Here is a 2,371-nt window from a genome sequence, read left to right on the forward strand (position 1 = left end):
TATCCTATTTTTAAAAGCTTGCTAATCTTACCCCTTGAATAGTTTTCATTTTCGTATAAATCAATCGCTCTGTCTCGTAAATCTTGGCTGTATGCTTTCATATTTCAAAAATGAAAGCAAGTATAACAGACTTAACTAAATCTTTCTCGTGCTAACTATAAATATGCGTTCCAGTAGTAAAATCATAATGATATGAGTCAAGTTGAGTATTTTTTGGCAAGATTTCTCGTATTAATACTTTTGCTTCATCGATTTTCATGTTTGTTATCCTTTTTCTGATAATTATTGATTATTATACCGCCAACTAATAAGAATGTATATTAACCAGTATTAGAATAACAAAATCATTAATATCATTATGCGACAAATATAATGCTCCACTTTTGCGACAGAAATATTGCCCCACTTAGATAAAACAAGGCGCACCATTATCTATCATAGCGCAGACGCTACAAATCAAAATAAGTGATATAATGCGCTTAGATAATCCTAACGCTTTAGGGAAATAATGGCAGACCACCACGACAGACTCATCAAAGACCTACTCAATAACCGCGATTTTTCGTTGTCATTTTTGCGCCAGTACGTACAGCGTGAGCTTGTGGCATTGATAGATTGGTCAAGCGTTGAGTTAGGTTTTGCCAATGTCGAACACACCAGACAGCAGCATAAAAAGAACGTGAAGCAAAAAGAACAATCCGATTTGGCGTGTTTGTTTAAGTTTAAGGACGGCAGACAAGGCGCAATCTTGGTGCATATTGAGGTGCAAAGCACCGATGATATGACTATTTTAATTCGTTCTAGACATTATCAAACCGCCTACTTGTTGGACTTTATCAAACGCAACAAAGGCGTAAAGAAATTGCCTTTAGTGGTTAGCATTATTTACTATACGAACAAAAAGCCATTTAGCTATAGTACAGATATTAACGATTACTTTGAAAACAAAGAGCTAGCAGAGAAGTTTGCATTTACAACGCAGTTTGTGGACTTAGTAAGCAAGAGTGACGAAGAAATATTGCAGCATGACTATATCAAAGGCTTAGAAATCATATTGAAGTATGCAGCCAAGAAAGATATTGATAGCGTGTTAGCGTTGGCAGCTAAGACGATAACGGACTATGACAGCTTTTCTAGGCAGACGTTGATTAAGTATATGAGCGACTACTCAAACTTAGACTTTGACCAATTTTATGATAAGATAGTAAACAGTAATATAGACTTACAAGGTGACGTTATGACAGTATCACAACAGATTGAAGAAAGAGCGTTACAAAAACATGCGCCAATACTTAAAGCCGAAGGGCGGCACTTAGCTCATTTAGCTACGGCTCGCAATATGCTTTTAAGGGGCTATGACGCTAAAGAAGTGGCAGAGCTTAACAATCTATCAATCGAAGAAGTAAACGCCTTAGCGGACGAGGTAAAGGGCAAGAAGCATTAATTTTGAGTTTAGCTTGTGGTTCCCTTTCTTATGGTTACTTTCCTTTACCGCAGGCTAAAACCTTTTCGGGCTAGCCAATGGGGTTAAACAAGCTTTATCTTCCATGCACTAAAAACAATAGCCCGAAAACCAATTTTCCACCCCCGAAGAATTCACCCCAATAATTGAGTTCCTATTTTACGCCTAGAAATGAGGCGGGATTTTCAAGGCTATCTGGCCATAGCTGAAAGCTATATATTTCAAGGGTTTATTGATTTAAAAGTGGTATTTTTCGCTGTTTTCTGGCCTTCCTATTTTGCACCCACAAATTAAGGGCTATTTTTCAAGCAAGGTTATTGCGTCAATGAATGCGTGGTTATGTTTTGAGGTTATTGCTTAGTTGTGTATAACAATATCCTTATAAGATTGCACGGTATCAATATCCCTTTCTGCATCGTGCCCTAAGTGTTTAGCAAGTTCAAAATCGTAAAAGTTATCTGATTCATTCGGCTTTGCTTGTTCGATCTCGTACTTAACCATGGCAGCGTAGAGTTGGCGCATGGACTTAGGCAGTAGCTTTATTGTAACGGCAGGATTGCAAATCATAGCGACTTGATTATCACGCTGTGGCGTTAAGGCAGATCGTAATGGTGTGCCAGTAGATTTATCGAATTTTCGATAGTCGTCACCGTAAACAGTAAAGTCTTTGATTTCACGTAAGACATTAATGGCTTGCATGATGAGGTGGCTATTTGCAAATACTTTAAATTCAATGGATTTATTTTGTTTGTCGTCATCGTTTTTCTGCTTTGCGAGGCCTGTCATTTTCATTGTGTGAGCGTTTACTATTTCAAAGTTACCAGTGACACACACTTCATAGATACGTCTGCCAGTGAGTAGGCAGATGCTTAAGCAGAGCTTTGCCCATGATTGGTAACGTGATGGTTG

2 protein-coding genes are annotated in these 2,371 nt (G+C 38.0%); one reads left to right on the forward strand and one right to left on the reverse strand.

The window, feature by feature from the left end; genetic code table 11:
• Positions 1-508 precede the first annotated feature (508 nt).
• Complete coding sequence (locus ACY10D_RS10255; RefSeq protein WP_487000638.1) at positions 509-1,444, forward strand: Rpn family recombination-promoting nuclease/putative transposase; 936 nt, start codon at positions 509-511, stop codon at positions 1,442-1,444.
• Positions 1,445-1,819: 375 nt separating this feature from the next.
• Here the strand turns inward: ACY10D_RS10255 and ACY10D_RS10260 are convergent.
• Positions 1,820-2,371, reverse strand: a 552-nt coding sequence (locus ACY10D_RS10260) for a protelomerase family protein (protein WP_487000639.1), incomplete at its 5' end; no start/stop codon positions are given.

It is taken from the genome of Cysteiniphilum sp. (assembly GCF_057495195.1).